Below are 23902 nucleotides of genomic sequence, written 5' to 3' on the forward strand. Positions count from 1 at the left end.
ATTCCCCCATAAACTTCTATTTTGAGTTTACAAAAGCAGCTCTATTTTTCCAGAAATAATCCCATCCTGAAATAACAGTAAAGATTAATGCAATCCATATGAAGATATCTGCAACTGGAATATGGATTAAATTTAAAGGTACATCGTGTAATAAATATGCTGCAATTGCAATAATTTGTGTCCACGTCTTAATTTTTCCTAGCTGGTTTGCTGCAACTACTTCCCCTGTTCCAGCAAGTACAAGACGTAAACCTGTTACCGCAAACTCACGACTGATAATTACAATAACAATCCAAGCCGGTACATATTGCATCTCTACCAATGTAATAAGTGCTGCCGAAACAAGCAATTTATCAGCTAACGGGTCAAGAAACTTCCCTAAATTCGTTACAAGATTATACTTTCTTGCGTAATGTCCATCAATCCAATCTGTAGCTGAAGCAATGATAAAGATAAGTGCCCCCACTAAATGTTGAATTGGCAAATCAACATCACCAATTTTGTATGAACCCCAATCAAAGGGCGCTAACATAATTACCATAAAAATTGGAATTAAGAAGATTCTAGATATTGTAATTTTATTTGGTAAATTCACAGCTATTCCTCCATCATATCAAAAACATTTGTTCATCGAAAAAAAGTCATCGAAGCGATGACTGTTATTGTGCTGGTTGCTCTATCCCTTGGTTTTTAATCACCAATCTTTGGTGATATTCTTTTTGTGGATCTAACGGGAAAGCAAGCACTTGGCCATTCAGTTTAATTTCAACATTCGGTGCACTTCCAATATTAAGTCGTACTTCTTTTAATGTTGATACATCGCGTTTCTCTGTTTGACCGCTTTGTACTGTAGTGTTTAGAATTTCGTTACCCGCATCATCCTTAACATCTACATAACTTGTACCCTTAGCTGAAATTTCCAGTTCTAATGTTTTATTATTATGAATTTCCAAAGTAGATACCTTTCCAGTTGTTCCAACTACTTTCACTTCTTGCTGTCCAGTTGGTTGTGCTGGTTGCTCCTCTTTCTTTGGTTCTTCTTTCTTTGGTTCCTCTTTTTTTGGCTCTTCCGCTTTCACTTCATCTTTCTTCGTATCTAACGGAGAATCTTTCGCTTTTTGAACTTCAATTTTCTCACTTTGAGCGCTTGGAACTTTTTCATCATCTTTTCCAGTTAACGCTTGAAACACAAACCAGATTACCACTCCAACTGCGATGACTAACAGCGCAACTAAGATTTTCGGCATGTGATCTGCAATTGGCCATGATGAAGATTTTTGCATTGTTTCTTGTGTTTTTTGTCCCGTTGATACTTGTGGAACTTCACGCTTTTCAGATTGTGGTATCGTACTCTGATGTTCTACGAGCAGTTCCTCTCCATTTAATCCAACCGCATCTGCGTATTGTTTAATGAATGCACGCGCATAAAAAGCTCCTGGCAATACATCATAATTGCCTTCTTCAATTGCCACTAAATGGCGTTTTTGAATTTTTGTAATCTCATGCAGCTGATCAATAGTCAAGCCTTTCGCTTCTCTTGCTTCTTTCAGCTTTTGTCCCAATTCCGTCACTACTAACACCTCAATATTTCTTTAAAAGTCAAACATAGAGAAATTATTTTGCGTACCTTGCTCAATTTCATCTACTAAATTATATTGAATTTCTTCATCATAATCGTTACGCAACTCGATAATATAATCAAAATCATCCAATGTGTATTCTGACTGACTCACAAATACATCAGGATGTTCCACAACTTTCGTTGCAGGCAATCTCATAATTTCACGAACGAGCTGCCAATGTCTTTCGTTAGCACGCTTCGTTGACACAATTCCATCTAGGATGAAAATATTGTCATCGCTATACTCATCTTCAATTAATTGACTGCGAACAGTTTGCTTAATAAGAGTAGATGATACAAATAACCACCTTTTATTTGCACAAACACTTGCAGCAACAATGGATTCTGTTTTTCCGACACGAGGCATTCCACGTATCCCAATTAGTTTATGGCCTTCTTTTTTCATGATTTCTGCCATAAAGTCTACAAGTAAGCCTAATTCATCACGCACAAATCGAAATGTTTTCTTATCATCTGCATCTCGTTGTATGTACCTACCATGCCTAACCGCTAGTTTATCTCTTAGCTTGGGCGGACGATATTTCGTTACCGTTATGTTATCCATCGTATTTAAAATTGATTCAAGTCTAGAGATTTGCTCTTGATTATCACACATAAGAAGTAACCCACGTCGTGCATTATCTACACCATTAATTGTGACAATATTAATGCCGAGCATACCGATTAACGAAGAAACGTCACCAAGCAAGCCAGGTCGGTTTTTATGTATTTCATATTCAAAATACCATTCAATCATCCAAGATCACTCCCCTTGCTTACTTTACACCTACGTACTATATTATATGATTTCACCCTAATAGGGAAGCTAAATGTATAATCTATCCTGTGTAATTATTATACAAAAAAAGTAGAGAGGAGAATCTCCTCTCTACTTTTACTTATGTTGTACGAACTTAACCATTAAATTTGCAATTGTATGTTGCTCCTGTTCATCAGCAACTTTCCAAAGCTCAGCTAATAATTTCTCTTGGTCATTGCGTCCTTCTACTTCATTAGCAAGATAGTCGCCAACACGAAATGCCATATCTGATACCGCACCGCCATCTAAACCTTTGTCTTGCGCTTGCTCTAAACGTTCTCCTAAAAAGCTCTTCCACTGATCAAAATTATCTAATACTGACATAATTAAGCACCTCACTATTGAGTAATAAAATCATCCTTAATTTGTGCAACTATTCATTTTTTATGTAAGAATTTTTTAGCAGTGCCAACCGCCATTCACTCCGATAATTTGTCCAGTTATGTAAGACGCTCCTGGTGATACGAGAAATGAAACTGTTTTCGCTACTTCTTCTGGTAATCCTATTCTACCTAATGGTATATCTTCAGCAATTCCCATTTTATCTTCTTCAGAAAAAACACTTAACATTTCCGTTTCAATTGCTCCTGGTGCTACTGCATTCACACGTAATCCACTTAAAGAAACTTCTTTCGCTAAAGCTTTCACATATGAATTTTGCGCCCCTTTTACCATTGAATAAAGCACTTCACAAGAAGCCCCTATTTGTCCCCATATAGATGAAACAATTACAATATTACCACTTCTTCTCTCAATCATAGGCGGAAGTGCCATTGAAAGTAATTTATATACGTTCTTCACTTGAAGTTCTACCATATAATCTAATTCATCGTTTGTTACATCTGTTACTAATCCAAAAATACTCTTCCCCGCTGCGTATACAATAACATCAATAGGATGTTCAATTTGTCCCCACAATCGTTCTGCTCCATCACTAGAAGCTAAATTAGCTTGAACAGGGATAACTTCTCCCCATGCCTTCTGCAATTCCAATACCTTTTCTTCACTGTTATTGTAATGAACATAAACTGTATATCCATCTTGAATTAATTGTTTCGAAATAGCAGAGCCAATCCCTCCGCTCCCTCCAGTTACTAACGCATACTTTTTCATAAATTCCCTCTCTTATCTCTACAACTTCAATTTTCACACAACTAAATAATACCCTCATCTTACAATTTTTCAATGATAAGATGAGGGTATCTTTAAAATTTTATTTTTTCGGTAACACCTGACAAACACTCATTTTTTCTTCTGATAACAATAATCCCGCTACTTCTTGTAAGTCTTGAACGGTTAGTCCTTCTAATACAGTCAATGCATCAAATAGGCTAGATTCATTAAACGCGTATCGTGTAAATTGATTTGCAATATATTCTGGTGAATTTAACGAGCGTAAAAAACCACCAATTTTCTTTTTCTTCACTCGTTCTAATGCCGTCGCATCTAATTGATCATAATCTGTTTTTAATAAAATATCTTTTAAACGATCTGCCAATTCATCAGGTTGTTTCGTATCACCACCAACCATTGCAAAACCGAAGTTATTTTCTTCTGTATAGTCATACGAGAATGAATCATCAATAAGTCCTTCATTATATAAAGCTTCGTAATGAACAGAACTTTTTCCAAATAAATAATCTAAAAGTAACGTAAGCGCAATTTCTTGTTTTAAAAGCGCTTGCCCCTTTTCTTTTAAATTAGTCGCTTTAATACCAACTAAACATTTCGGTGTTTGCACAGGCATTGAAATAATTTTTTTCTTTTCATTTACCTCATTTGGTTCTTCTTCAAATGAACGCACAATTTCTGGCTGGTTTTTATAATCTTTTTTCGATTGATTTTCACGTACTAAATCCATTGTTTTCTCTGGATCAATTGCACCCACAACAAATAATAACATATTGCTCGGATGATAAAATGTTTCATAACATTCATATAATAAATCTTTCGTAATTTTACTAATAGATTCGATTGTCCCCGCAATATCAATTTTAATTGGGTGTTTTACAAATAAGCTATCAATTAACCCAAAGTACAAACGCCAATCTGGGTTATCTTGATACATTTGAATTTCTTGCCCAATAATCCCCTTCTCTTTTTCAACCGTTTTTTCAGAGAAATAGGGCTCTTGTACGAAGTTTAGCAATGTATTTAAATTTTGTTCTACGTTTGAAGTACCTGAAAAAAGGTAAGCTGTTCGTGTGAAGGATGTAAAAGCATTTGCCGATGCTCCTTGTTTACTAAACAATTGGAAAGCATCATGATCTTCTTTTTCAAATAATTTATGCTCAAGAAAATGTGCAATCCCATCTGGCACACGAATCATTTCTTCTTTCCCTAATGGTACAAATGTATTATCTACAGAACCATATTTCGTCGTAAACGTTGCAAATGTTTTATTAAATCCTTGTTTCGGTAAAACATATACATCTAATCCATTAGGAAGTTTTTCATAATAGAGTGTTTCTTTTAATTGCTCATAAACAATTTTCTCCACTTACTCTCCCTCCGTTCCTTGTAAAAAGTAAATTGTATCTAGTTCAATATTTTTAGCAACTTTTACAATTTCTTCTTTTGTCACACTTTCTATACCTGTAAGCCATTCTTCAACTGGACGTGTACGATCTGAAATAATACCATGATATAGCATTTCTACAAAGCCACGTGGTGTATCAATTGCCTCTAATATTTGATTTTGGATGACACTTTTTGTTTGATGTATTTCTTCTTCAGAAAACTCTCCGTTTTGCATCGCAAGCATTTGTTCTTTAATAATCTCAACTGCTTTTTCATAATTTTTCGCTTCAATTCCTGACATAACAAATAATAAACCTTTATGACTTTCAAAGCGCGATGCTGCATAGTACGCTAAACTATTTTTTTCACGCACATTTACGAATAACTTCGAATGAGAAAAGCCACCAAACAATCCATTGAACAATTGCAATGCAAAATAATCTTCATCTTTATATGTGACAAATGTACGATAACCGATGTGTAATTTACTTTGTTTTAATTCTTGTTTTTCAACAACTTCTTTTTCTTCATTATTTCGTCTATGAAGGAGTACATTTCTTTCTCTCACTGGACGAGCTGAAATAGAAAAATACTTACTTACAAGATCAACGGCGTTTTCTGAAATATCACCAATAATATATAGATCCATTTCATCTTCCGCTAACACCTTTTGATAATATTGATACAGACTTTCATTTGTAATAGACATAACACTCTCTTTTTTTCCATTTGCACTTAAACGATACGGTTCTACTTTGCACATTTCTTCAATTAAACGCTCGTTTGCATAACGCATTTTATCGTCATAAGTAGCTTCAATTCTCTGTAACAGTGCTCTTTTTTCACTTTCTACGATAGAAGATAGGAAACCGTTGCCCTCCGTTGCTGGATGTAACACAATATCTGACAACATAGAAAGCGCTTTTTCAAATAACGGTGGTGCATCATGTAAGTAAACTTCATTTGCAATGTCTACATAAATGGAGATAATATGGTCTTCCCCTTTTTTACTTACATCTACCGCTAAAGAAGATCCGTATAATTCTTCTAAATATTGACGAAGACGAATTACAGAAGGTAATTTTTCTGTCGCACTTTGCAATACGTATGGCAATAAGGCACGCTCTGTCACCGTCTCCTCATTTAAAGGCGCTTTAAAACGAAATACAAAGGTATTCGTTTTATATTTATCAGTCGGAATAATATGTACGCGCAAACCATCTAACTCATGTAGTTGTTGTTCCATTAGTTTCATTTATAGCCCTCCTTTACGTATATAGGAATATTCCTCTTCAATATACAGTTTTTAGAAATAAAAAATCAACTTTTCTCCCTTATTATGCTTACATATGATTCTTTCTAAAAACTTTAATATGTAAGGAACATAGTAAAATTCCGTATTAAATATATTCTATGTAAAAAAGCCCACACTAATGTGCGAGCTTTTTTATACTTATAAAATACTTATCGTTTTCCTTTTTCATAAGGAGTTCCTAATGCTTTCGGAGCTTCAGAACGACCTACAAAACCAACAAGCGCTAATATTGTGAATACATATGGCAATATCGTTAATAAAACACTTGGAATTTGATCTAATACAGGAATTGTTCCGCCCGTTACACTTAGAGATTGCGCAAAACCAAAGAATAGAGCTGCACCTAATGCGCCTAGTGGATTCCACTTCCCAAAAATCATAGCAGCTAAAGCTAAGAAACCTTGTCCTGTAATAGTTGCCCCTGAGAAGTTATTAGAAATTGACATTGCAAAAATCGCTCCACCGATTCCAGCAAACACTCCTGAAATACAGACTCCAATATAACGCATTTTATATACATTAATCCCCATCGTATCCGCTGCCATTGGGTGTTCACCAACAGCACGTAGACGAAGACCGAACGGTGTTTTATAAATAACATACCAAACAACAAATGCTAAAATAATGGCAATATACGACGTTATTGGTACGTTCGAGAAAAATATTTTCCCTAAAACCGGAATATCCGAAAGGCCTGGAATATCAATCTTTTCAATACGATACTGAATAAAGTCAGTCTGCCCTTTATCAAAAATCTTCTTAATTGCAAATACTGTTAAACCAAGAGATAAGAAGTTAATGGCTACACCACTTACAACTTGATCTGCTCGGAATGTAATAGAAGCTACCGCATGAAGTAATGCAAATAATCCACTACCAATTGCCGCAAATAATAACGCAATCCATGGAGTCATCGTTCCCCAAGTATCACCCATTAATAAGTTTGTAACAACTCCAATAAATGCACCAAATAGCATTAGTCCTTCTAATCCGATATTTACAACACCTGATCGTTCACTAAATACACCACCTAGTGCTGTGAAAATGATAGGTGCCGATGTATATAACGTACCCGTCACAAGAATGGCTAATATATCTAAAAAGCTCATTTATTTCCCCTCCTTGCTCATGCGTGTAAGCGCCCATCTTAACACATAACTACATGCAACAAAGAAGATGATACATGCAATAATTACATTAATAAGCTCTGACGGTACATCTGCCTCAAAGTTCATTTGAGGGGAAGCACTTTTCAAACCACCAAATAATAAAGCTGAAAGGATTATACCAAACGGATTATTCCCTCCAAGTAATGCTACGGCAATCCCATCAAATCCTACTCCTGTAAACGAAGACATCGCTGTCATACTCTGGAATGTCCCTAATCCTTCCATCGCTCCACCAATCCCCGCAAATGCACCAGCAATTGTCATAGAGAATACTACATTACGAGAAACTTTCATACCTGCATATTGAGAAGCATGCTGATTAAATCCTACAGACTTTAATTCGTAACCTAAAGTTGTTCGATCTAATAAGAACCACATTAAAATAGCGATTAAAATTGCTACAATAATTCCCCAGTGTAGACGTGAACCGTCAGTAATAGAAGCAAGCCAGTCTGAAGATAGTGACGCACTCTCTTTAATATCATACGTTTTGTCATTACCCGCATGTAAGAAACGCTTAATGATGTCATACGTTACATACAACGCAATATAGTTCATCATAATAGTTACAATAACTTCATTCACTTGAAACTTCCCTTTTAAATATCCCGGAATGAAGCCCCAAATTCCGCCCACCAATGCGGCAAATAAAATCGATAATGGAATATGAAGGAACGCTGGTAGTGAGACTGCATAACCGAACCAAACCGCCGCAAGCCAACCAACTAACAATTGACCCTCTACCCCGATATTAAATAAACCTGTACGAAATGCAAACGCCACCGATAAGCCAGCAAGAATAAGCGGTATCATTGTACGGAGCGTTTCACCAATCGCACTTGCGCTGCCGAACATTCCTGTCCAAAGTGCACTATAACCAACAATTGGATCATAGCCACTAACTAGCATTACAATCGCTCCTACAAGTAAGCCGAAAATAACGGATAGTACTGGGACTAAAATATTTATCGTTCGTTCTGTTAAAAGTTTTTTAGCCATTTGTACCCACCTGCTCCTTCTTTGTTCCTCCAGCCATTAACAATCCAAGCTGTTGTTCATTCGTTTCTTTCGCATCAACTATTGCTACAATTTCCCCTTCATAAATAACAGCAATTCGATCGCTAACATTTAAGATTTCATCTAACTCTAATGATAAAAGTAATACACCTTTTCCTTTATCCCTTTGCTCTATTAATCTCTTATGAATAAATTCAATTGCTCCTACATCTAAACCACGTGTTGGCTGTGCCGCAATTAATAAATCTGGATTTCGGTCTACTTCACGTGCAATAATTGCTTTTTGTTGATTGCCCCCAGATAGAGCGCGTGCTAACGTTTGCTCACTAGGTGTACGTACATCAAACTGTTCAATAAGAGCCTTTGCTTTTTCTGTAATTTTGCTGAAATTTAAAATCCCTTTCTTTGAAAACGGATTTTTATAGTACGTTTGAAGAACTATATTATCTCTAACAGAAAAATCAAGAACGAGTCCGTGTTTATGACGATCTTCTGGAATATGACCAATTCCTTCTTCTGTTATTCTTCTAACAGGCCAATTTGTTATTTCTTTTCCTTTAATTGCAATAGAACCTGACTCAACTTTTCGTAAACCAGTAACCGCTTCTATTAATTCACTTTGTCCGTTTCCATCAATCCCTGCAATCCCAACAATTTCCCCCGCACGAACAGTTAAGTCAAGGCCTTTTACAGCAGGTAGTTGACGTGCATCGTGAACAACAAGGTTTTCAATTGAAAGTACCTCTTCTTTTGGCTTCGCGTCTATTTTTTCTGTTTTAAAATTCACTTGACGTCCGACCATTAATTCTGCAAGTTTATTTTCATCCGTATTTGCAACGTCAACCGTTCCAATCCCTTTTCCTTTACGAATAATCGTACAACGATCGCAAACTTCCATAATTTCTTTCAACTTATGTGTAATAAGAACAATAGATTTTCCTTCTTGTACAAGCTTTTTCATAATTTGAATTAGCTCATGAATTTCTTGAGGTGTTAACACAGCTGTCGGTTCATCAAATATTAAAATTTCTGCACCGCGGTAAAGAGTTTTCAAAATCTCAACACGCTGTTGCATACCCACTGAAATATCCTGTATTTTCGCATATGGATCTACAGCCAAACCGTATTGTTCAGACAGTTTTTGAATTTCTTTAGCAGCATCCTCAACAGCAATTTTCCCTTTTTTCTTCGGTTCATTTCCGAGAATAATATTCTCTGTAACTGTAAAATTATGAACAAGCATAAAGTGTTGATGGACCATTCCAATACCAAGGTCATTTGCTATATTCGGATTTGTGATTTTTACAGGTTTACCTTTAATTTTAATTTCACCCTGCTCTGGTTGGTACAAACCAAATAGTACATTCATCAATGTGGATTTCCCTGCACCATTTTCTCCAAGTAAAGCATGTATCTCACCCTGCTTTACTTGCAGCGTAATATCATCATTCGCTACAATGCCTGGGAATACTTTCGTAATGTTATTCATCTCAATTACGTATTCCATTGTGTTCCTCCTTTTAACAGGGAACATTCCCTATTACACTATTAACTTATTAAGCAATTCGGAAGTTTTATACATACAAAGGTTAGTTCTATGAACTAACCTTTGCTATTTCTCTATTTATTTTTTTAGAGAAGCTTCGTATTCTTTATACTCTTTATCTGTAGCTGGCACTTTAATTTCACCGGCTGTAATTTTCTTTTCAAGCTCTTCTACTTTTGTTAAAATTTCAGGGTTAACTTTTTTCACGTTATCAGTTGTTTTTGAAATACCAATACCGTCATCTTTTAAGCCAAACTCTTCAATTTTCCCACCTTTTAAATTTCCATCTTTTGCTTCTTTAGCTACTTTTTCTACAGCTACATCAACACGTTTAATCATTGAAGTTAATGTTACATTTTCAGGCATACCTTCTTGATGTTGGTCACGGTCAACACCGATTACCCATACATTTTCACCTTTTTTCTTACGGTTTTTCGCTTCTGTGAACACACCGTTGCCTGTACCACCAGCAGCATGATAAATTACGTCTACGCCTTGACCATACATTGCTGAAGCAAGAACTGTACCTTTTTCAGGCTTATCGAATGCTTCTGCATATTCAGATACGATTTCAATGTTTGGATTTACTGCCTTTGCACCAGCTTTAAATCCATTTTCAAATTTACTAATTAAATCACTTTTCATTCCACCAACAAATCCTACTTTATTTGATTTTGTTGACATAGCTGCTACCGCACCTACAAGGAATGATCCTTCATGATCTTTAAACGTAATGCTCGTTACGTTCGGTGCATCTACAACAGTATCTACGATTGCAAATTGTTGTTTTGACGATTCTTTTGCTACTTCTTTAATTGCACCCTCTAATTTATAACCAATTCCGAATGTTAAATCATATTTATCTTTCGAGAATTTTTTTAAATTTGGAATATAATCAGCCTCTTTTTCAGACTGAAGGTAACGATAATTTGTCTTTTCTTTTAAACCATTATCTTTACCAAACTTTTGTAACCCTTCCCAAGAAGATTGGTTGAATGACTTATCATCAACGCCCCCAACATCCGTTACAAGACCAACCTTGAAGTCTTTATTGTCTTTCGTGTCTTTCTTGTCACTGCTCGCCTTATCCGAGTTACCACATGCACCTAACACTGTACTTGCTGCTAATGTTAATGATAATAAAAGGCCTGCTTTTTTCTTCATACTAGAAACCCCTCCAAAAATGATATATATTTATTTATTCTTACGCTGCTGTTCCTTACTTCTTGCTGTCACCTCCCTAAAAAGGAATTTACCTACATACGCTTTCTTAATACGTGGAAGCTAAATTTATCAGCTCTAAAGTAATTGATAGAATATAAGATTGGCTCATCATTTTGATCATAGTGCATTTGTTTTAATACAAGCAGTGCAGTTTCAGGCTCACATTCTAAAATCGGTGAGATTTTAGGGTGATAGCCAATTGGCTCAATGTGGGCAACCGCATATGTTATGCGCTTATGTGTGTTATTATGTATCACCGTTAATAATGATTCCTCATTGTAACCCGATAAATCTGGCAATATTTCTTTTGCAAGTTTATCGATACAATACACAACAGGTTCCCCATCTGCTGTACGCACGCGTTCAATCATCACTGCATTAAAACCATCTTCACTATTAAACTTCTCTTTTTCCTCTTCTGTTAAAGTTGTAGTAGATGATGATAAAAAGATTGTTCCTGGTGTTTTCCCCACACTAGAAATCATATCTGTAATACTAGAAAGTTGTTCTATTCCAGAAGAAAATAATGGCTTTGCATTTACAAATGTCCCTACACCATGTCTACGAATGACAACATTTTCTTCTTCTAAAATACGCAACGCTTCCCTTAAAGTCGCTCTACTTACGCCAAGTTCTTTCGCTAAATCAAACTCTGATGGTAACTTTTGTCGTTCTTTATAAGCCCCATCTTTAATTTTTTCTTTGATGTGATCAATCACCCGTAGATATAGGTGACGACTATCGGATTTTACTGACATAAGACTCCCCCGCATTTCAATTATTCGACCTCTGATGTAAGACTTCTTTTCTCTTTTTTCAACTTACAACATAGTACAAATGACTAAACACCAAAATAAGCGTAATTGTCGAATAAATAATAATAATTTTTTTAAATGAAATTTTCACTCTTTATTGCATAAAAAAAACTTTGCACCATAAACATTCCTCATTTCGAGAAAAAGTTCGGCACAAAGATCCTTTACATCCTTTGTTACACACTTTTCCCCTCATAGTCTAGCAATTCATGGTTGCCAGGTAGAAACTTATGGACCTTATCTCCAAGATTATATGAGGCAGTGATTCTTTTCGAAGTAATCTTACCACTTGCTCTCATACGTGTCAACAAAATCTAACATTTTTCTGCATTAAATATCGAACATTTACATAAAACATACTCAAAGTATTCGTATTCTAAAGAGCACCCCTGAATGTAAGCCCTTTCTTTATTACTGAGTATAGTATATAACAAAAACACTATATAAAAAAGCCTAATTGTAAAAACAATTAGGCTTTTTTTAAGAACTTTTTTCTTGTACATCATTAATGAGCACTTCTCTCGGTTTACTACCTTCATATGGACCTACTACACCATTCATTTCCATTGCATCAATTAGGCGAGCAGCTCGCGTATAACCTACTCTAAACCTACGTTGTAACATAGAAACAGATGCTGTTTGCATTTCCACTACAAGTTGAACCGCTTCATCATATAATTCATCTTCTACTTCCTGCTTCGTATCAGGAACATCTTGCGGAATCATATCTTCTTGATATTGTGCTTTTTGCTGTCCAATGACATATTCTACAACTCTCTCAACTTCATCATCTGATAAAAATGCGCCTTGTACACGTACAGGTTTCGATGCACCAATTGGTATAAACAGCATGTCTCCACGACCTAGTAGCTTCTCTGCACCACCACCGTCAAGAATTGTACGAGAATCTGTTTGAGAAGATACAGCGAATGCAATACGTGATGGAATATTTGCTTTAATAACACCCGTAATAACGTCAACTGACGGACGTTGCGTTGCAATAATTAAATGAATACCAGCAGCACGAGCCATTTGCGCTAGACGCATAATCGCATCCTCTACATCAGACGAAGCAACCATCATTAAATCTGCTAACTCGTCCACAATTACTACAATATAAGGTAATTCGGGTTGTTTCGCTTCTGATTGACTATTATGCTCTTTTATATAATCGTTGTATCCTTCAATGTTACGTGTACCACTATGAGCAAACAATTCATAACGACGTTCCATTTCACTCACAACTTTTTTCAATGCTTGCGATGCTTTTTTCGGATCAGTTACAACTGGCGTTAACAAATGAGGCACACCGTTATATACATTTAACTCTACCATTTTCGGGTCAATCATCATTAATTTTACTTCATGTGGTTTTGCACGCATTAAAATACTAACAATAATACCGTTAATACATACACTTTTCCCGCTACCTGTCGCACCAGCTACGAGTAAATGGGGCATTTTATTTAGACGGGCTAATACAGCTTCACCTGTAATATCTCGGCCAAGACCAATTAACAACTTCTCTTCCGGATGGTTATTAGCCTTAGAATCAAGCACTTCCCTCAGTGTTACCATCGAAACTTCTGAGTTCGGAACTTCGATCCCTACAGCTGATTTCCCGGGAATTGGCGCTTCAATACGAATGTCCTTTGCAGCTAAAGCAAGGGCTAAATCATCACTTAAACTGACAATTTTGCTTACCTTTACCCCCATATCAGGATACACTTCATATTTTGTAACTGCAGGACCTCTATGTACTTTTGTTACTTTCGCTTTCACTCCGAAACTTTGGAATGTACGTTCTAATTTACGAGCATTCTCATAAATTTCCGCATTTTCATTTGTAACTTGCTTATTCTTTGGAAATTTTAATATATCAAGTGAAGGAAGCTTGTAATCTTTATTTTCTACATTTGAAAATTGCATAGGAGGTGCTTGCGCTTCACTCTCTAACGATTCAACAATTTTTTCTCCACGCTTTTTCTTTGGTTCTTCAATTGGCGGAGTCTCTTCAATAAACGGTGAAGTGATCAAATCTTCTTCCTCTACTTCGATTCGTTTATCCTCTTCTTCATTTACAGGATAATTCTCAGTGAAATTCGAAATAATCGGAGGATCAATTGAGATTTCTTCCATCGGCTCAATAATTTCTTCTTGTTCTGCAGCACGTTTGCTTCTTGTGCTTCTTGTTGTTTTTTTCTTTTCTGTTTGTTCAGCCGTTCTTTTAGCTCTCCAATCTTTATAATCCCCTTGCATCACTTGAAATTGACTTCTAAGAATTCTACCAACTGGCGCTAACACTTCTCCAATATGCTTATTTGTTATACAAAGTATACCGAGAATAACTAGAATAATACCAATGATATAAGCTCCTACTTCGTCAAATAAGAAGTAACATGTTGCGAACATAAGCGCACCAAACATACCACCACCTAAATGAACGCTATCTGGCCCCTTTTTCATTTCAAGAAAGAAGTTATCTTTCGTACTCACAATAACAGAAGTATTTTGCACTGCTCCATCTTTTGTAAGAAGGTTAAATAATGTAATATGACTAAACATTAATATCGCCAATACAATTAAATAAAATCCAATTAATCGTTTATTTAAAAGGTTCGGCCATCCGCGTTTTATAACAAAGGAAACCGATAAAGCTATTACACCTAACACACCAATTATGTACCACTCACCAAAGAAGAAGCGAAAAAATAACACAAACGATTTTCCTACAACGCCTAGCTGTAAAATCGTAATGATTGAAAGTGCAAAAAGAGTTAAACCGACAATTTCATAATACAAAGTTGGCTTTATCGTACGCCTTGCCTTTGCCTTCGTCCCTCTTTGCTTTTGTTTTGCCATTTCTTCACCTCGCGTTCTACATATAAATAAAGCTCCCCTCAAAATGCTCTATTTATATGTCTGTTTTCTCTATTTTTCAGGTCTTTATATCTTCTATTTTTACACTTCTTGTAAAATGCTAAATAAACAGAAGAAAGCAGCCTACTCATGGCTGCTCAACCGTCTTGTTTTTTATATTATACCATAGCTTCTAAACAAAATCCTTCTTTTTGCTAAAAGGTTATTTTCTGACCGGGCTCAAACTCTAAATAGTGAAGTGGGTCCGTACTTAGCACACGTACAATAGAATAACATCCATGTTCCTCTTCAGAAACCATTAATTCCACACCATTTATATTTACAACTTTTTGACTTTCACATTGTGAATAATCGGCCGGATACACAAGTTGCTCTGGCATAATTGTATATAAAATCATTGTAGCATTGTCCCTTCTGTACTATCTTCCGCACGAACATCTATTAATTCGTTTAATTTTCGAATTGCATTTCCAATACCGCCGACATCATCTATAAGACCGTACTTTACTGCATCCCCACCAATTACATTCGTCCCAATATCTCGCGTTAAATTTCCTTTCGCAAACATAAGCTCTTTAAAACGATCTTCTGTTACTTTCGAGTGCTTCGTCACAAAACGAATGACTCTTTCTTGCATCTTATCCAAATACTCAAATGTTTGTGGCACACCTATGACAAGACCTGTTAAACGAATTGGATGAATTGTCATCGTCGCAGTTTCCGCAATAAACGAATAGTCAGTAGAAACAGCAATCGGTACACCGATGGAATGTCCCCCACCTAAAACTAGAGATACTGTTGGTTTTGAAAGTGAAGCTACCATTTCAGAAATTGCTAGCCCAGCTTCAACGTCACCTCCAACCGTATTTAATATTAAAAGCAAACCTTCAATTTTCGGATTTTGTTCAATCGCAACAATTTGTGGAATGATATGCTCATATTTTGTTGTTTTATTTTGCGGTGGTAATTGAACATGACCTTCCACTTGTCCGATAATCGTTAAACAATGAATACGTGATTCATTCATCTGTGGTACATTTGTCTGTCCAAGCTGTTGAATTTTTTCAACTATTGAAGCCTCTTTTCCAGCTTCTTTTGGCTCAGCTTCTTTTTCTTCATTTGTATATCGATCACGTTCTGTCATTTCGCATCCCCTTTCACTCGTATATAACTATTATTTCTTAAGTTATAAATTTCATTCGATAGGGTTAAAAAGAAAAAAGATCACCCATAAGGGTGATCTTTTTATACTTCCATAATAATCGGTAAAATCATAGGTTTTCTCTTTGTCTCTTCGTACAAGAACTGTCCTAATAATTCACGAATATTTTGTTTTAACATTGACCATTCAATTGAATATTCTTTAATTGACTGCTCAACAATCATACGTACAATCTCTGTAGATCGTTCAATTAACGCTTCTGATTCACGAACATATACGAAACCACGTGAAATGATTTCTGGACCAGAGATAATTTTCTTTTCATCTTTACCAAGCGTTACAACAACTACTAGTATTCCATCTTGAGATAACATCTTTCTATCTCGAAGAACGATATTACCAACGTCACCTACACCTAATCCATCAATTAAAACATTACCAGCTTGTACTTTACCGACTAAGTTCGCTTCATCGTCACCAAAAGCAATTACATCGCCTTTTTCTACGATAAAGATATTTTCTCTTGTAATACCTACATCTTCAGCTAAATATGCATGTGCTTTTTGCATACGGAACTCACCATGTACGGGTACAAAGTACTTTGGTTTCATTAAATTTAACATTAATTTTAACTCTTCTTGGCTACCGTGACCTGACACGTGAACTTTTCGTTCGCCGTAATAAACAACTTCAGCTCCAGCTCTAAATAACAAATCAATAATTTTTGATACAGATATTTCATTACCCGGAATTGGCGAAGCAGCAATGATAACAGTATCACCTTTACGAATTGAAATTTGTTTATGTGCTTGTTTTGCCATTCTAGATAGAGCAGCCATCGGTTCACCTTGACTACCTGTCGTTAAAATAGCTACCTTCTTCTCTGGAAAGTTGTCTACTTCTTGTAATGAAATAACCATACCTTCTGGAACATCTAAATAACCAAGACGTCTTGCAATGTCTACTACTTTCACCATACTACGTCCTACTACCGCTACTTTTCGCCCTGTTTCAGCAGCTGCATCAAATACTTGTTGAATACGATGTACATTCGATGCAAATGAAGCAACGATAATACGACCTTCTGCGCCGTAGAACACTTTAGAGATTTCTACACCAACTTCTTTTTCTGAACCTGTATAGCCTGGGCGCTCTGCGTTTGTACTATCAGATAATAAGCAAAGTACGCCTTCATTTCCGATTTGCGCCATTTTCCCAAGGTCTGCTCCACTATTTCCAATTGGAGTTTGATCGAATTTAAAGTCTCCCGTATATACGACTGCACCTTTTGATGTATGGAAACAAACGCCAACAGAATCCGGAATACTATGTGTCGTTCCGAAGAATGACACCGTTGTAGTGTTAAATTCTACTGTTGAATTTGAATCGATTGTTTTTAGGTCTACACGGCCTAACATGCCCGCTTCACCAAGTTTTTCTTGTATAAGTCCTACTGTTAATTTCGTTGCATAGACTGGAATAGATAATTTACGAAGTACATACACAATTCCACCAATATGATCTTCATGACCGTGAGTAATAAATAAACCTTTTACTCGCTCTTGATTTTCCACTAAATATGTAATATCAGGAATAACGATATCAATTCCAAACATTTCATCTCCCGGGAACATTAACCCTGCATCTACGATAAAGATTTCAGAATCAATTTCAACACAGTACATGTTTTTCCCAATTTCACCTACTCCACCAAGAGCAAATACTTTAACAGACTCATTCTCTTTTCTCTTCATGTTGTTGCCTGGTTTAAAAATCTTGCAAACACTGATTTCACTAAAATTGCAGAGACACCAGGGGAAACTCTACAACCACCATATTTTCACCGTCCAAGACGAATGTCCTTACCGTTATGCGATATCATGTCCTTGTTTATTTTTTAAACCAGGTTTCACCTCTCTTTCATTATATAAATCAAATATCTTATTCGATATGATATGAAAATTTAATTAAATTATAATTTTTCCCAATTTTGCTAAGCATACCCGTACTAAGCTACTTAGCCATATTATACCTGATACAAGAAATAGAACACAAGTTAAATCGTGCGAAAGAAAGAGTAAAAGAACGGAATGACAACAAAAGTATCGAACGTATTTCCTTTATATTTACTCCGATTTTATACTCCATATTATTTTGAAAAACTAGCCATACATACGCTAAATTCATTTCATAATAGGGAGTTTCAAGATTTATTTTTCTAGAATCTAACAAAAACACTTACAAAATGGAGTTTTTTTATGAATTACGTCACATTTGAGGGGATTTCTCTAAAAACAGACACCGTAGTTTATTACGTTTATGCCATAATATCTATCATTTTTTGACTCAGTTAAAGGGGTACAATTATTTTCTTATACACATAATGAAGAAGCGATTAATATTCTTATAAGAACACATATAAGTGAGAAAAAGAGGAAAAGATTTGCATATAATAAAAAATGACCTAGTTCTACACTAGGTCATTTTTTATTAACGAGGGATAGATTGCATTACAGATTGTAACGTTACTCTTTCTTCTTCTGTTAATGGAAGAAGTGGTAAACGTACAGAACCTACATCTAATCCAACCATTTGTAACGCTGTTTTTACTGGAGTTGGACTTGGCGCCATAAATAATGAATCAGTTACTCTTACAAGTAATTGATGTAATTTTTGTGCCTTCTTAAATTCTCCTGCTTGAAATGCTGTAATCATTTCTTGCATTTCGTTTCCGATAACATGAGAGGCTACCGAAACGATACCTTTCGCTCCAACTGCCATAGCTGGTAACGTTAAACCGTCATCACCGCTGTATACCGCAAAGTCGTCCGCTGTTTTTTCAATGATTTCTGTCATTGTTAACACATCGCCGCCGGCATCTTTAATAGCAACAATGTTTTCTATTTCTGATAAACGAACAACTGTATCAACGGAGATTTGTACAATAGATCGTCCTGGAACGTTATATAGCATAACCGGAAGCGGCGTGCTTTCAGCAATTGCTTTAAAATGCTGATACATTCCTTCTTGACTCGGTTTGTTATAATACGGTGCTACTAGCATTACTGCATCCACACCAACTTCTGTTGCCTTTTTAGTTAAGTCAATAGAAGCATGCGTATTATTGCTACCTGTTCCAGCGATTACGGGCACTCTTTTATCGACAACAGATACGACATGGCGATATAACGCTACTTTCTCTTCTGAAGTTAATGTAGGAGATTCTCCTGTCGTTCCTCCTACCACGATTGCTGTTGTACCGTTATCAATTAAATAATTTACCAATTTCGTTGTCTTTGCAAAATCGATATTCCCGTTTATATCAAACGGTGTTACCATCGCGGTTGCAATTGTCCCAAAATCTATCATGGTCTCACTCCTTATTGTTCCAGTTGCTTTTCTTTTGAAAGCTCAAACGCACTATGTAATGCATTTACAGCCTCCACTAAATCAGTCTCTTTTACAAGAACCCAAATTGTTGTATGACTATCTGCCGATTGCAGGATTTGAATACCTTTTTCCGCTAAAGCTGTAACGATTTTCGCAGTAACCCCTGGGTATCCTGCCATTCCAGCTCCAACGATAGATACTTTCGCACAATGTTCTGTCACAATTGGCTCATATCCAAGTTGTTTTAGCACTTCGACAGCACGAGCTGATACATTATCATTTACTGTGTAAGCTACACCAGTAGGAGAAATGTTAATTAAATCAACACTAATGCCTTCGTTTGCCATTTCTTTAAATACATGCTGCTGTATGTCGTATGCCGTTTCTTTTGCAAGTACTTTAATTTGCGTTACGTTCGATACGTGGGCAATACCTGTAACAGGACGTTCTTCTACATCCTGCCCTTTTGTAGCACCGTCATATGCTGAAATAAGCGTACCTTCACTATCAGAATACGTAGAACGTACACGAAGTGGCACTTTTGCATGCATCGCAATTTCAACTGCACGTGGATGAACGACTTTCGCACCTTGATAAGCCATGTTACAAATTTCGTTATACGTTACAGTTTGAAGATGACGTGCATCTTTTACAATACGAGGATCTGCAGTCATAACACCTTCTACATCAGTGAATATATCGATGTATTCAGCATGAAGTGCAACACCTAATGCTGAAGCTGAAGTATCACTACCTCCGCGTCCAAGTGTTGTCGTATCACCTTTTTTCGTTTGCCCTTGGAATCCTGTAACGACGATTACATCTACATTTTCTAACTCTTCATGTATACGATCGCAATTCATTTCAATAATCTTTGCATTCGTAAAGTCATCATTCGTTACAAAACCAGCTTGTGCACCATTTAATGCTGCTGCTTTTATACCGTTCTCATTCAACATATTAGAGAAAACAATTGCAGAGATTAACTCTCCACACGATAATAATAAATCTTGCTCACGTTTAGAAATAGTAGATTCCTCTTGATTTACAAGACTTAATAACGTATCCGTTGCATATGGTTCACCTTTACGGCCCATAGCAGATACGACAGTAACTACTTTATAACCAGCAGCTAATGATTTTTTTATATGATGAAGCGCATGCTTACGTCCATTATCATCACGTACTGATGTGCCACCAAATTTTTGAACAATTATTTTCATATTTTGCACCTTCTCTTAGCCGTTTACACTAATTGTAATTTTACTAAGCGCTCTGCAATTTGAACAGAATTCCATGCAGCGCCTTTTAATAAGTTATCAGATACGACCCAAAGATGGAATCCTTTATCGTTATTTAAATCTTTACGGATTCTTCCAACGAATACTTCGTTTTTACCTACTGCAGTAGCTGGCATTGGATATAACTGCTCTTCTGGATTATCTTGCAGAACAATACCTTCCGCATTTGCAAGTAAGCTCTTTAATTCTGCTACTGTTACGCCTTCTTTTTCTACTTCGATGTAAACAGACTCAGAGTGTCCTGATACAACTGGTAAACGTACACATGTTGCCGCTACTTCTAATTCAGGCATATGCATAATTTTTTTCGTTTCGTTAATCATTTTCATTTCTTCAAACGTAAATCCATTATCTTGGAATTTATCAATCTGTGGAATCGCATTAAAAGCAATTGGGAAATGCTTCTTATCACCTGATACAGGAAGAACATTTGCCTTAACTTCTTCGCCATTTAAGATTGCTTGTGATTGTTCATGCAGTTCTTCAATAGCTGCCGCACCAGCACCTGATACAGCTTGATATGTGGAAACGATTACTCGTTTTAAACCATATTGCTGACGAACTGGCTCAAGAGCTACTACCATTTGAATTGTAGAACAGTTTGGATTTGCAATAATACCATTATGTTCTTTTAAGTCGTTTTCATTTACTTCAGGTACAACAAGTGGCACGTTTTCTGTCATACGGAATGCACTTGTATTATCAACAACAATCGCACCGCGTTTTGCTGCTTCTGGCGCTAATTGTTTCGATACAGATCCACCAGCACTAAATAGTGCGATATCTACTCCTTCAAAGCTTTCAGGAGTTGCCTCTTGAACTGTAAATTCTTCGCCTTTAAATACAAGTTTCTTACCTGCAGATCGTTTAGATGAAAGTAACGTTAATTTCCCGATTGGAAATTCTCGTTTCTCTAAAGTATTTAACATTTGTTCACCAACTGCGCCGGTTGCTCCAACTACAGCGACATGAAAAGTTTTTTGCTTTTCCATCACTATGCCCCTTTCTAGATACCAATCCTTCTATAACTTAGAATCAGAAGGAGTATACAATACCCCTTCTAATCTTAATAACGTTAATTTTATCATATTCTACAGTAAGAATGATGGTTTCATCAAAAATTGTCCGTTTTTTTTCGTTTTTTAATTCATATATCTGAATTTTTCTACGACCACCGGTTGCAATTGCTTCCCTTGCAGCGCTTCTAATACTGTATCTTCCAGTAACTCCATACGAGCTACCATTGAGTTTGGTTTTTTCTCTGGTGCATCTTGACCGAATGGGACGAAGTAGATGTTTTTTGTTGCCATTAGGCGCATGAGATTTACTCCATTAAGCCCTAGAGCATCATTCGTCGAAACAGCCAATACGACAGGCTTGCCATTTCTTAACGTCGCTTTCGCTGCCATTAATACTGGAGAGTCTGTCATTGCATTTGCAAATTTACTCATAGAATTCCCTGTTAGTGGTGCAATTACCATACAATCTAGTGGAATTTTAGGTCCTAGTGGTTCTGCACCAACGATTGAATTAATTGCTTTAAAACCTGTTATTTCTTCAATCTTCTTAATCCACTCTGCTCCTTCTCCAAATCTAGTATTTGTTGATTGAACAGTGTAAGAAACAACAGGACGTACTTCTGCTCCCTCAGCAATTAATTTTTCTAAATGAGGCATTACTTCTTCGTACGTACAATGTGAACCTGTAAATCCGAAACCAATTCGTTTCCCCTTCAAACTCATTTCTTTTCCTCCTCCTTTGTAATTGCATCTGCTGCTAATAACTGAGAAAGAACATTTGCTAAAATTTGCCCAGCCGTTTTTGGGGCAACAATACCTGGTAATCCAGGTGCTAGCAATGCTTTGACTCCTCTTTTTTCCGCATATCTAAAGTCGGTACCGCCTGGTTTAGAAGCTAAATCAATCACTAACGTATGAGCTGGCATTTTTGCAATAACATTCGCTGTTACAACGAGATGCGGAATCGTATTAATTACAATATCGATATTTCCTACTTCTTTCTCTATGTCTTGCATATGAAAAGGAGAAAACATCATTTCTGTAATACGTGCAATATGTTCAGATCGTCTTGCTCCAACTTTGACATGGGCTCCTAATGATTGAAACGCTCTCGCAACACTCATTCCTGTTCTCCCAAATCCTAGAACCATTACATTGGACCCATGAATTGTATAGTCGGTATGTTGAATTACCATCATTAATGTACCTTCTACCGTTGGAATAGAATTGTATATTGCTACATCATCACGATCAAATAATTTAACAAGTTTTCGATTCGTAGTAGATACGAGATTTTCCAAGTAAGGTGTACCAATACCTGAATATATAGTAAAGTGTTCTGGTGTATTTTCAATTTGTTCTTTCGTTATTGAAACTTTTTCATTTGAAAAAATAGTATCTACTTCTCCTTTGGCATTTGTACCGGCAACCGGCAAAATAATTGCGTCTACAGAAGTGAAATCTAAATTTTGTATACTTTCTTTTGCTGCCCCTGTGAAACCATGATCTAACTGATCAAAACCTATCAAAGAAAGTTTCGCATCCAATTCAACTAGCTTACGAATTACTTCTAGCTGCCTTGCATCTCCTCCTATGACAGCAATATGCATCTCAGTCAACATTCCCTAATTCACCTTCTTTTTCTGTCATTTATAAGAAAAGTGCCTACTTTTTCTTTTTCCTCCACATCATATGTAATGTACGAGTTTATGGTGATTGAAAATCCAAATGCACATATGATTTATCAGGTTTCTATGTAGATACAAAAAAAGATGACCAAAATGGCCATCCTTCACTCCGAATTTGAACGATCTATACTATCACAAAGAAGCATATCGTGTCCGACTTTCTTTATTTGACTCCATGCCACTCTTACTTCTTGTGGTTCCTTTTTAAAACCTCCCCACTTCCCTACAGGTATTATAAGTGTTTGTATTTGTCCGTCTTTCTCATTAATCTCTAAATCCATATAACCTAAGGCTCCCATTTTTTCCGCTTTTTCTATATCTACAACCTCTTTACCGCTTAATTCACTTAATCGCATACTCACTCCACTCCCCTACTAAATTTTTCATTTGCATTGTCTATAATTAGTACCTATTC

The 23902-nt window shown here is 36.2% G+C and carries 22 protein-coding genes and 1 riboswitch; all 22 genes read right to left on the minus strand.

The window, feature by feature from the left end; all coding sequences use genetic code 11:
- Positions 1–16: 16 nt before the first annotated feature.
- A complete protein-coding gene (gene pgsA, locus QO049_RS10700) occupies positions 17–595 on the minus strand; it encodes a CDP-diacylglycerol--glycerol-3-phosphate 3-phosphatidyltransferase (protein WP_001052967.1) in 579 nt (192 codons plus the stop codon).
- Between the two features lie 64 nt (positions 596–659).
- Positions 660–1571, minus strand: coding sequence for a helix-turn-helix domain-containing protein (locus tag QO049_RS10705; protein ID WP_000137476.1), 912 nt, complete (start codon positions 1569–1571; stop codon positions 660–662).
- Positions 1572–1592: 21 nt separating this feature from the next.
- Complete coding sequence (locus tag QO049_RS10710) at positions 1593–2378, minus strand: DUF3388 domain-containing protein (protein WP_000574107.1); 786 nt, start codon at positions 2376–2378, stop codon at positions 1593–1595.
- A gap of 138 nt (positions 2379–2516) precedes the next feature.
- On the minus strand, positions 2517–2765 hold the full coding sequence (locus QO049_RS10715) for a DUF3243 domain-containing protein (protein ID WP_000114450.1): 249 nt from the start codon (positions 2763–2765) through the stop codon (positions 2517–2519).
- Positions 2766–2840: 75 nt separating this feature from the next.
- A complete protein-coding gene (ymfI, locus tag QO049_RS10720; RefSeq protein ID WP_000759606.1) occupies positions 2841–3554 on the minus strand; it encodes an elongation factor P 5-aminopentanone reductase in 714 nt (237 codons plus the stop codon).
- Positions 3555–3654: 100 nt separating this feature from the next.
- Positions 3655–4941 carry an EF-P 5-aminopentanol modification-associated protein YfmH gene (gene yfmH, locus QO049_RS10725; protein ID WP_284489272.1) on the minus strand — a complete coding sequence of 429 codons (1287 nt, stop codon included), beginning with the start codon at positions 4939–4941 and terminating at the stop codon, positions 3655–3657.
- A complete protein-coding gene (yfmF, locus tag QO049_RS10730) occupies positions 4942–6216 on the minus strand; it encodes an EF-P 5-aminopentanol modification-associated protein YfmF (protein ID WP_000772405.1) in 1275 nt (424 codons plus the stop codon).
- 209 nt (positions 6217–6425) lie between these two features.
- On the minus strand, positions 6426–7385 hold the full coding sequence (locus QO049_RS10735; RefSeq protein ID WP_000008857.1) for an ABC transporter permease: 960 nt from the start codon (positions 7383–7385) through the stop codon (positions 6426–6428).
- The gene (locus QO049_RS10740) at positions 7386–8444 is read right to left on the minus strand and encodes an ABC transporter permease (protein ID WP_001085254.1); all 1059 of its coding nucleotides are present in this window, start codon (positions 8442–8444) and stop codon (positions 7386–7388) included.
- On the minus strand, positions 8437–9969 hold the full coding sequence (locus tag QO049_RS10745; RefSeq protein WP_246961004.1) for an ABC transporter ATP-binding protein: 1533 nt from the start codon (positions 9967–9969) through the stop codon (positions 8437–8439). The genes QO049_RS10740 and QO049_RS10745 overlap by 8 nt, the downstream gene beginning before the upstream one ends.
- A gap of 117 nt (positions 9970–10086) precedes the next feature.
- Positions 10087–11172 (minus strand): BMP family lipoprotein, encoded by a 1086-nt coding sequence (locus QO049_RS10750; protein WP_000725771.1) that lies wholly within the window; start codon positions 11170–11172, stop codon positions 10087–10089.
- Between the two features lie 92 nt (positions 11173–11264).
- On the minus strand, positions 11265–11990 hold the full coding sequence (locus tag QO049_RS10755) for a GntR family transcriptional regulator (RefSeq protein WP_000114182.1): 726 nt from the start codon (positions 11988–11990) through the stop codon (positions 11265–11267).
- A gap of 232 nt (positions 11991–12222) precedes the next feature.
- Positions 12223–12324, minus strand: a riboswitch (purine riboswitch).
- Positions 12325–12527: 203 nt separating this feature from the next.
- The gene (locus QO049_RS10760; protein ID WP_001118776.1) at positions 12528–14909 is read right to left on the minus strand and encodes a DNA translocase FtsK; all 2382 of its coding nucleotides are present in this window, start codon (positions 14907–14909) and stop codon (positions 12528–12530) included.
- Positions 14910–15121: 212 nt separating this feature from the next.
- On the minus strand, positions 15122–15325 hold the full coding sequence (locus tag QO049_RS10765; protein WP_000605020.1) for a YlzJ-like family protein: 204 nt from the start codon (positions 15323–15325) through the stop codon (positions 15122–15124).
- Positions 15322–16071 (minus strand): translocation-enhancing protein TepA, encoded by a 750-nt coding sequence (gene tepA, locus QO049_RS10770; RefSeq protein ID WP_000139806.1) that lies wholly within the window; start codon positions 16069–16071, stop codon positions 15322–15324. Before tepA ends, QO049_RS10765 begins: the two co-directional genes overlap by 4 nt.
- Before the next feature lie 101 nt (positions 16072–16172).
- Complete coding sequence (locus tag QO049_RS10775) at positions 16173–17843, minus strand: ribonuclease J (protein WP_000823096.1); 1671 nt, start codon at positions 17841–17843, stop codon at positions 16173–16175.
- A 736-nt stretch (positions 17844–18579) separates the two neighbouring features.
- Complete coding sequence (dapA, locus tag QO049_RS10780; RefSeq protein ID WP_000564763.1) at positions 18580–19458, minus strand: 4-hydroxy-tetrahydrodipicolinate synthase; 879 nt, start codon at positions 19456–19458, stop codon at positions 18580–18582.
- An 11-nt stretch (positions 19459–19469) separates the two neighbouring features.
- Positions 19470–20702: an aspartate kinase gene (gene dapG, locus QO049_RS10785; protein ID WP_000692449.1), complete on the minus strand. Its 1233-nt coding sequence runs from the start codon at positions 20700–20702 to the stop codon at positions 19470–19472.
- Between the two features lie 23 nt (positions 20703–20725).
- Positions 20726–21772, minus strand: a complete 1047-nt coding sequence (gene asd / locus QO049_RS10790; RefSeq protein ID WP_000414846.1) for an aspartate-semialdehyde dehydrogenase — start codon at positions 21770–21772, stop codon at positions 20726–20728.
- 150 nt (positions 21773–21922) lie between these two features.
- On the minus strand, positions 21923–22522 hold the full coding sequence (gene dpaB / locus QO049_RS10795; RefSeq protein WP_000053596.1) for a dipicolinate synthase subunit B: 600 nt from the start codon (positions 22520–22522) through the stop codon (positions 21923–21925).
- Positions 22519–23421, minus strand: coding sequence for a dipicolinic acid synthetase subunit A (gene dpaA, locus QO049_RS10800; RefSeq protein WP_246961007.1), 903 nt, complete (start codon positions 23419–23421; stop codon positions 22519–22521). Before dpaA ends, dpaB begins: the two co-directional genes overlap by 4 nt.
- A gap of 170 nt (positions 23422–23591) precedes the next feature.
- Positions 23592–23843: a YlmC/YmxH family sporulation protein gene (locus tag QO049_RS10805; protein WP_001239756.1), complete on the minus strand. Its 252-nt coding sequence runs from the start codon at positions 23841–23843 to the stop codon at positions 23592–23594.
- Between the last annotated feature and the right edge of the window lie 59 nt (positions 23844–23902).

It is taken from the genome of Bacillus sp. RB3, from assembly GCF_030164735.1.
In the GTDB taxonomy this organism is placed as follows: domain Bacteria; phylum Bacillota; class Bacilli; order Bacillales; family Bacillaceae_G; genus Bacillus_A; species Bacillus_A cereus.

Excerpts from the sequence above, each read along its gene's own strand:
- QO049_RS10710 (WP_000574107.1), bottom strand. The coding sequence starts at position 2,378 with ATGATTGAATGGTATTTTGAATATGAAATACATAAAAACCGACCTGGC.
- QO049_RS10715 (WP_000114450.1), bottom strand. The coding sequence starts at position 2,765 with ATGTCAGTATTAGATAATTTTGATCAGTGGAAGAGCTTTTTAGGAGAA.
- ymfI (WP_000759606.1), bottom strand. The coding sequence starts at position 3,554 with ATGAAAAAGTATGCGTTAGTAACTGGAGGGAGCGGAGGGATTGGCTCT.
- yfmF (WP_000772405.1), bottom strand. The coding sequence starts at position 6,216 with ATGAAACTAATGGAACAACAACTACATGAGTTAGATGGTTTGCGCGTA.
- QO049_RS10735 (WP_000008857.1), bottom strand. The coding sequence starts at position 7,385 with ATGAGCTTTTTAGATATATTAGCCATTCTTGTGACGGGTACGTTATAT.
- QO049_RS10740 (WP_001085254.1), bottom strand. The coding sequence starts at position 8,444 with ATGGCTAAAAAACTTTTAACAGAACGAACGATAAATATTTTAGTCCCA.
- QO049_RS10745 (WP_246961004.1), bottom strand. The coding sequence starts at position 9,969 with ATGGAATACGTAATTGAGATGAATAACATTACGAAAGTATTCCCAGGC.
- QO049_RS10750 (WP_000725771.1), bottom strand. The coding sequence starts at position 11,172 with ATGAAGAAAAAAGCAGGCCTTTTATTATCATTAACATTAGCAGCAAGT.
- QO049_RS10755 (WP_000114182.1), bottom strand. The coding sequence starts at position 11,990 with ATGTCAGTAAAATCCGATAGTCGTCACCTATATCTACGGGTGATTGAT.
- QO049_RS10760 (WP_001118776.1), bottom strand. The coding sequence starts at position 14,909 with ATGGCAAAACAAAAGCAAAGAGGGACGAAGGCAAAGGCAAGGCGTACG.
- QO049_RS10765 (WP_000605020.1), bottom strand. The coding sequence starts at position 15,325 with ATGATTTTATATACAATTATGCCAGAGCAACTTGTGTATCCGGCCGAT.
- tepA (WP_000139806.1), bottom strand. The coding sequence starts at position 16,071 with ATGACAGAACGTGATCGATATACAAATGAAGAAAAAGAAGCTGAGCCA.
- QO049_RS10775 (WP_000823096.1), bottom strand. The coding sequence starts at position 17,843 with ATGAAGAGAAAAGAGAATGAGTCTGTTAAAGTATTTGCTCTTGGTGGA.
- dapA (WP_000564763.1), bottom strand. The coding sequence starts at position 19,458 with ATGATAGATTTTGGGACAATTGCAACCGCGATGGTAACACCGTTTGAT.
- dapG (WP_000692449.1), bottom strand. The coding sequence starts at position 20,702 with ATGAAAATAATTGTTCAAAAATTTGGTGGCACATCAGTACGTGATGAT.
- asd (WP_000414846.1), bottom strand. The coding sequence starts at position 21,772 with ATGGAAAAGCAAAAAACTTTTCATGTCGCTGTAGTTGGAGCAACCGGC.
- dpaB (WP_000053596.1), bottom strand. The coding sequence starts at position 22,522 with ATGAGTTTGAAGGGGAAACGAATTGGTTTCGGATTTACAGGTTCACAT.
- dpaA (WP_246961007.1), bottom strand. The coding sequence starts at position 23,421 with ATGTTGACTGAGATGCATATTGCTGTCATAGGAGGAGATGCAAGGCAG.
- QO049_RS10805 (WP_001239756.1), bottom strand. The coding sequence starts at position 23,843 with ATGCGATTAAGTGAATTAAGCGGTAAAGAGGTTGTAGATATAGAAAAA.